Source organism: Nocardia sp. NPDC060220, assembly GCF_042727815.1.
GTDB lineage: Bacteria > Actinomycetota > Actinomycetes > Mycobacteriales > Mycobacteriaceae > Nocardia.
This window is the reverse complement of the sequence record NZ_JBHWZY010000382.1, coordinates 1-6,394: the sequence shown is the minus strand read 5'-3', so window position 1 is coordinate 6,394 and position 6,394 is coordinate 1. Positions and strand designations below refer to the sequence as shown.

Here is a 6,394-nt window from a genome sequence, read left to right as displayed (position 1 = left end):
GTGTTGTTCATGTGAATGCCCCTGTGCTTCTCAGGCAGTGGCAAACCCAAGGCAATCCTGGCCCCGGGTGTGCCGCTCGCGGCCTCCCCTGACTGTCCCCTGAATTGTGTTGCGGCCCTGAGTTTAGGACGGGGAGACTTTCAGATGCAAGCACATCTGCACGATCGATTCCGTCTCGATGCGGTGCATTTCCCGGCTTCTGAGCGGCGAATCCAGGGTGGCGCCACCATCTCCGTCATATGTGGCGCTCGAATATCGGCGTGACCGGCGGCTGGCCGTGTTCATCAGGTGACGACAATGTGGCGCGAGTTGACGACAATGGCGTTCAACGGGCGAAATATGTTGTGATAGTTAATTTGTGGCTATCAAATGGCCGCGACGGCTGACTCGATCGTCTCCGATCCGGAGACCAGCTCCAGTGTGCGCCGAAAAGTGTTGTCCGCGACCAAGATCGACGCGAGTGTCGCGGCGACATCGGCGCGTGGCACCGAATCGCGCGGAATCGGCGGCGGTCCGAGCGTGATCAGACCGTTGCCTTCGGTGTCGGTGAGCCGGCCCGGTCGCAGGATCGTCCACTCCAGCTCGCGAGTCCGCAGGTCCTGCTCGGCGCGGGTCTTGGCGTCGATATAGGCGGCCCACACCTCATCGGTCCCCGGCGCGGGCGGGCTGCCCGCGCCCATCGTGGAGATCTGCACGAACCGCGCGACGCCCGTGTGCTCGGCGGCGTCGGCCAGTTGTACCGAACCGTTGAGGTCGACCGTGTACTTGCGCGCGGCACCGCTACCCGCGCCCGCACCCGCTGCGAACACCACCGCGTCCGAACCGGCGACCGCGGCCGCGAGGTCGGCGGGGGTGTCGCGTTCCATGTCGTAGATGACCGGCACGCCGCCAGTCGCGGCGATATCGGCGGCTTGGCCGGGTTCACGGATGAGGGCGTGGACGTGATCGCCGCGCCGGGTCAGTACCTGGGCGAGCAGGAGAGCGATTTTGCCGTGTCCACCGGCGATGACGATGCGCATGGGATGCTCCTATCAGCGTTCGGGGCCGCCGGGATTGCAGTTCGCCGCCACCGTGGCCTGATATCCGACGTCGGGGCGCCACGGTTCGAGATTCCAGCTCGGCTTGTCGGGCGCTACCATCCTGGCCCAAACCCAGTGGCAGACGAACTGGTCGCGCATCCCCGGCGCGTCGGCGTCGGCGTCGAGGGCACGTACTTCCTGCCACGCGAGTTCGTCGGTGCCGGGCGCGGCGGTCTTGCGGCCCGCCTGGGTGGGGAAGACGAGCAGACGGGGGCCGTCGACGTTCTCGGTCCAGGTCACGTGATCGATCAGGGGTAGGCCCGCGTAGGGGTCGACGGTGGTGGTGGGCGGCGCGATGGTGGCGGGCACCCGCTTGGTGGTGGTGGTGGTGGTGGTCGTCGTCGGGGCGGTGGTGCTGGGTGGGGTGGCGACCTCGGTGGTGTCTGCCGAGCCGCAGCCGGTGAGGACGGCCGCCGCGGCCAGTGCGAGCGGGAACTGCCACCGTGTCACGAATGCCCTTTCTGTCACCGCGGGCCGAGCGGCGCCCGCCGTGCCAGCCTAGTGCGGCCGGCGGTGCGGCGCCGCGAGCGTCAGTGCCACAGCGACCGGCAGGGCAGCCGGCGCAGGCCGGGGCCGACATTGCCGTCGACGGTCACCAGCAGGCCGGAATGCACGGCCGCCGAGGTGAACTCCCACGCCTCGGCCTGGGTCGCGGCGTATTCCAGGACCAGTGCGTCCTCGGGGGTGGGGCCGTCGAAGTAGACCGTGATCCGCCGGGTCGGTATCTCGTTCGGGTCGATGCGGTGGAGGGTGGCGGCGATGTTCTCGTCGGTGGGAATCATGGCGTGCTCCTTTCGCCCCGGCACTGGTGAGCGCCTTCCTACTCGACGGTAGGTCTTGCACCATCGAGAGGAACACGTTCCGATTTCGCTTGGAGATCTCACAATCCACCTGTCGCCGCGGCGGTGCGCCCGCATATCGGCGTGCTGCCTCCGGTCACAACCACACACAGATGAGGTTGTGAGCTCCGCCGATGTTCGCGGCGACCCGTCGACGAGGAGCCACGGTACCGGCGAAGATCGGTCTCGACAGCAGCGACACGGGAGGGACAGCCGCATGATCTGGGATGCCGCGGCACGACACAGTAGGCCGGGCCGAACACTGTTGGTCTGCCTGGCGGCAGCGGTGCTCACCGTGGTCCCCGCCGCGGCAGGCCACACCACACCGCTGTACCCGACCGCCGACCCCGACCCCTTCTACAGCCAGCCGGCCGACCTGGCCGAGCATAAGCCCGGCGACGTACTCGGCGTACGGCAGATGCCGGCGCTGGCCATGTTCCCCGACACCACCATCACCCTGATCCAGTTCCGCTCCACCAATTCCGCGGGCGACCCGATCGCCGCGACGACGACGGTGCTGCAGCCGAACAACCACCGCACCGACGCCCCCGTGCTGTCCTACCAGCACATCATCAACGGGCTCGGCACGCGCTGCTCGGTCTCCAAGGTCCTCTACACCGACGATCCGGACCTGATGGTGCGCGAGGCGGTGGCCTGGAACTACGCGCTCAAGCGCGGCTGGACGATGGCCGTGCCCGACCACCTCGGACCGAATTTCGCCTACGGCGCAGCGAAATTGGGCGGCCAGGTGACCCTCGACGGTATCCGCGCGGTGCGCCAGGTCGAGCAGTTGCGGGTGAGTGGCAGCCGGGTCGCGATGGCGGGGTACTCCGGTGGCGGCATGGCGACGGCGTGGGCGGCGGCATTGCAGCCCGAGTACGCGCCCGAGCTCGAGATCGCGGGGGCGGCGATGGGCGGGGTGCCGATGAACCTGGTGTCGATGCTCGAGGGGCTCGGCTTCGGTTCACATCCCGTGTTCGGTCTCGCGCTGGCCGCGGGGATCGGGCTCGAACGGGAATACCCCCAACGGTTCCCGATCAGCGATCAGATGAATGCCAGCGGTTTGGCCGCCCGCGCGTCGATCCGTGACGCCTGCACCAACGACATCCTCGGGGCGGGAGCCGGGCGCGGCATCCTCGACTTCGCGGCCACCACCTCACTGGTGGAGGATCCCGAAGCTCGCGCTGTGGTGGAGGAGAACAGCCTGGAGCTGTATCCGGGCGTGCCGACAATGCCTGTCTTCGAATGGCATTCGCCGATCGACGGCCTCATCCCGGTCGACGCGATCACCTCCACCACTCATCGCTGGTGTGCCGCGGGCGCCAAGGTAGTCAGTCAGCAGACGCCGACCCCGGACCATCTGACCGCAGCTGTGCTCGGACTGCCTTCCGCGCTGAGTTGGCTCGATGCCCGGCTGCAGGGGGAACCGGCGCCCAGCACCTGCTGAGCCGGTTCGATCGGCCCGGATCCGCTCGCCCCGAAGCGGATCCGGGCCGATTCGCGTCGCCATCGACGATTCTTGTTGCGATACAGCGGCATTGCGCACACGACTCGGGCACAACGCCGAAGTCGGTTCGCCGCGCCCCGTAGCGTGAAGGATCTGACGACGGCGCGGTGGGGGAGTTTCGGTAGGGGTCGGAGCACCGCATAGTGGCACGTCATCGACGAATCCGTTGCCACCCGAAGGCGTGTGTGCCATGAGATCTGTTCGAGTACTTATCGGTTCGGTGCTGCTGCTCGTCTCTTGTGCGGCAGGTACCGCGGCCGCCGAGCCGCCGCCGACCCAGGAGTTCCCGGTGCCGCAGCTGGGGACACCCGGTTTCCTGCCCGATCTGCAGCGCTGGATCGACCAGGTGATTCCCTCGCCGATCCCGGCGAACGCCGCCGATCCGGCGGCCGAACTCGCGGCACTCCACGCGGCGGTGCTCCCGTCGGCGGTCGGCGATCCGATCTTCGACCAGTGGCCGGCTGGGCTCGACGAGTTGTCGCCCGGCGATCTGATCGAATCCCGCGACGTCACCGCGACCGCGGCCTGGTTGACCCTGGTCCCCATCCGCTCGGCGACGCTGCTGAAATTCCGCACCGACGACGCCCACGGCAGACCGTCCTATGCCACCGCGACCCTGATCGTGCCCGCCACCGAGTGGACCGGGCCCGGGGATCGCCCTGTGCTGGTGAACAACCTGCCCATCGACGCGCTGGGTCGCAAGTGTACTCCCGGCTACTCGCTGGCGCACGGCCTGACATCGCAGTCGAGCTCGACAGAGTTCATTCCGCCGACGACGCAGCTGGCGGTCCTGCGCGGGTACGCGGTCCTGGTGCCCGACCACGAGGGCCCGTGGATGGCTTACGCCGAACCGTATGTCGCCGGGCACGCGGTGCTCGACGCGATCCGGGCGGTGCGCGGTGGTGACCCGGCGGCCTACGGCGACAGCCGATTCGCGATGACCGGCTATTCCGGTGGCGCCATCGCCACCCACGGTGCGGCCAAGCTGATCGATTCCTACGCACCGGAACTGGCCGACGTCATCGTCGGTGCGGCACTGGGCGGGGTGCCCGCCGACTTCGAAATCCTCTCGCGCAGTATGAATGCCAACCTCGCATCCGGAATATTTATGGCCGCGACCTTCGCAATCGGACGGGAGCGACCTGAAATCCTCGCCGCGATGAACAATCTCGGGCGCTGGGTCACCACCTCGATTATGAAAGATACGTGCGCCAGCGTGTTCGCGGTGCCGGGAATCTTGCAACTGCCGATCGATGTGGGCGCCAACATCGCCGACCCCCTGCGTTCGGAACTGGCCACCGACATCTACGAGATCACCCGGATGCAAGGAATGCGGTCGTCGACGCCGCTCTACATCTACAACGGCGACCAGGAGTGGTGGATTCCTGCCGAGGGCGCGCGCAATCTCTACGATGAGCAGTGCGAACTCGGGGCGAACGCGGTGTATCGCGGCGTGCTCGGTGAGCACATCATCGGTGCGGCGACGGGCTATCCGGAGGCGGTGCTGTGGCTCGACGAGCGACTTCTCGGAGTCGCGGCACGTAGCGAGTGCTGAATATTTTCCTGTGCCCTGTCATGGCAGTTTTCGAGGGGCTGTGGTGACCTGCCCAGACCGCGCGTGACAATCGTCTCGTAAGTAATTCTGCGGCTTATGTTTTGGGCGGTTTCGACAAGCCATTCGTTCTCCCGGAAGAAAAGGGCGACGAATATTCGAATCGCACAGGAAGACAAGTCAACACATGAAATCTCCCAGTCGCAGGCGCACGCTGCACACGGCGGTATTCGCCGGAGTCGGCGCTCTCTCCATGGTGTTCACCGGGCCGGGGGCGAGCGCGGCTCCCGCCTCGGCGCCGACCGAGCAGGATCTTGCCGGCATCATCTCCGAAGGCCGGCAGGTCGCCGGCTCCGGGTCGGCGTGCACCTCCGGCAGTGGCGCCGGCTCCGGTAACGGGTCCGGTGACTGCTACGGCGGTTCGGGTTCCAGCTCGGGTTCCTCGGGCGGTTATTCCTCCGATCCCGGTGCGTACGGACCGGAGTCGACGGCGTTCCTCGCCGCGTTCGCCTACGGCCTCGGCAACCCCGATGCGGCCGCGCCCGGGACGAACGACTGGAACTGCAAGCCGACGGCCGAGCATCCGCGCCCGGTCGTGCTGCTGCACGGCACCTGGATGAACGCCTACAACGGGTACGCCTACATGGGCCAGCCCATCAAGGACGCCGGCTACTGCACGTTCACGTTCAACTACGGTCGCTCCAACATCATGGAGGGCGGCGGCCTCGGTTCGTTCCTGCCCGGCGTGATGGGCACCGGTTACATCGAGGATTCGGCGAAGCAGACCGCGGCGTTCGTCGATCGCGTGCTCGCCGCGACCGGTTCCGACGAGGTCGACATCATCGCGCACTCCCAAGGTGGGTCGATGGCGAATTACTACACGAAGTTCGAGGGCGGGGCGGCCAAGGTCAACAAGCTGATCACCTTCGGCGCCACCCACCACGGCACCAGCCTCGACGGCATCGGCGCCCTGGGTCGCATGATCAACAACCTGGGCATCGACATCCTGGGTCCGATCGAGATCTTCGTCGGGCACGCGGGTATCCAGCAGACGATCGGCTCGGATTTCGTCAACAACCTCAATGCCGGCGGTGACACCGTCGCCGGTGTCGACTACACCATCGTCGGCACCCGCTACGACGAGGTGACCAACCCCTACGAACTGACCTTCATGAAGGCAGGCCCGGGGGCGACGGTCCACAACATCACCCTGCAGGACGGCTGCGAGCAGGACATCTCCGATCACCTGACGATGATGTACTCACCGCGCGCCCTCTCGATCGCGCTTCGCGCGCTCGACCCGGTGCAGAACCCGCAGCTGACCTGCGCGTTCAACCCGTGGCTGGTCGGTGGCGGCGGCTCGCTCTGACCCGCCCGCACTGAGCACGACGAAGGCGCTGCCCACCATGGTGGGCAG

The 6,394-nt window shown here is 67.1% G+C and carries 6 protein-coding genes; 3 read left to right on the top strand and 3 right to left on the bottom strand.

The window, feature by feature from the left end:
• Positions 1–365 precede the first annotated feature (365 nt).
• From ACFWF3_RS20110 to ACFWF3_RS20100, 3 genes are all read right to left on the bottom strand, one after another.
• Positions 366–1,019, bottom strand: a complete 654-nt coding sequence (locus ACFWF3_RS20110) for an SDR family oxidoreductase (RefSeq protein WP_378992033.1) — start codon at positions 1,017–1,019, stop codon at positions 366–368.
• 12 nt (positions 1,020–1,031) lie between these two features.
• Entirely contained in the window at positions 1,032–1,529 is a 498-nt protein-coding gene (locus ACFWF3_RS20105; RefSeq protein ID WP_379314828.1) for a DUF2599 domain-containing protein, read from the bottom strand.
• 80 nt (positions 1,530–1,609) lie between these two features.
• Positions 1,610–1,861 (bottom strand): hypothetical protein, encoded by a 252-nt coding sequence (locus ACFWF3_RS20100; protein ID WP_378631365.1) that lies wholly within the window; start codon positions 1,859–1,861, stop codon positions 1,610–1,612.
• A gap of 274 nt (positions 1,862–2,135) precedes the next feature.
• Here ACFWF3_RS20100 and ACFWF3_RS20095 point away from each other — a divergent pair, with 274 nt between their 5' ends.
• The 3 genes from ACFWF3_RS20095 to ACFWF3_RS20085 all read left to right on the top strand — a co-directional run bounded on the left by ACFWF3_RS20095 (position 2,136) and on the right by ACFWF3_RS20085 (position 6,346).
• Positions 2,136–3,365 carry a lipase family protein gene (locus ACFWF3_RS20095; RefSeq protein WP_379314827.1) on the top strand — a complete coding sequence of 410 codons (1,230 nt, stop codon included), beginning with the start codon at positions 2,136–2,138 and terminating at the stop codon, positions 3,363–3,365.
• Between the two features lie 250 nt (positions 3,366–3,615).
• Entirely contained in the window at positions 3,616–4,980 is a 1,365-nt protein-coding gene (locus tag ACFWF3_RS20090) for a lipase family protein (RefSeq protein WP_379314826.1), read from the top strand.
• Between the two features lie 184 nt (positions 4,981–5,164).
• Entirely contained in the window at positions 5,165–6,346 is a 1,182-nt protein-coding gene (locus ACFWF3_RS20085) for an esterase/lipase family protein (protein ID WP_379314825.1), read from the top strand.
• The last annotated feature ends 48 nt before the right edge of the window (positions 6,347–6,394 follow it).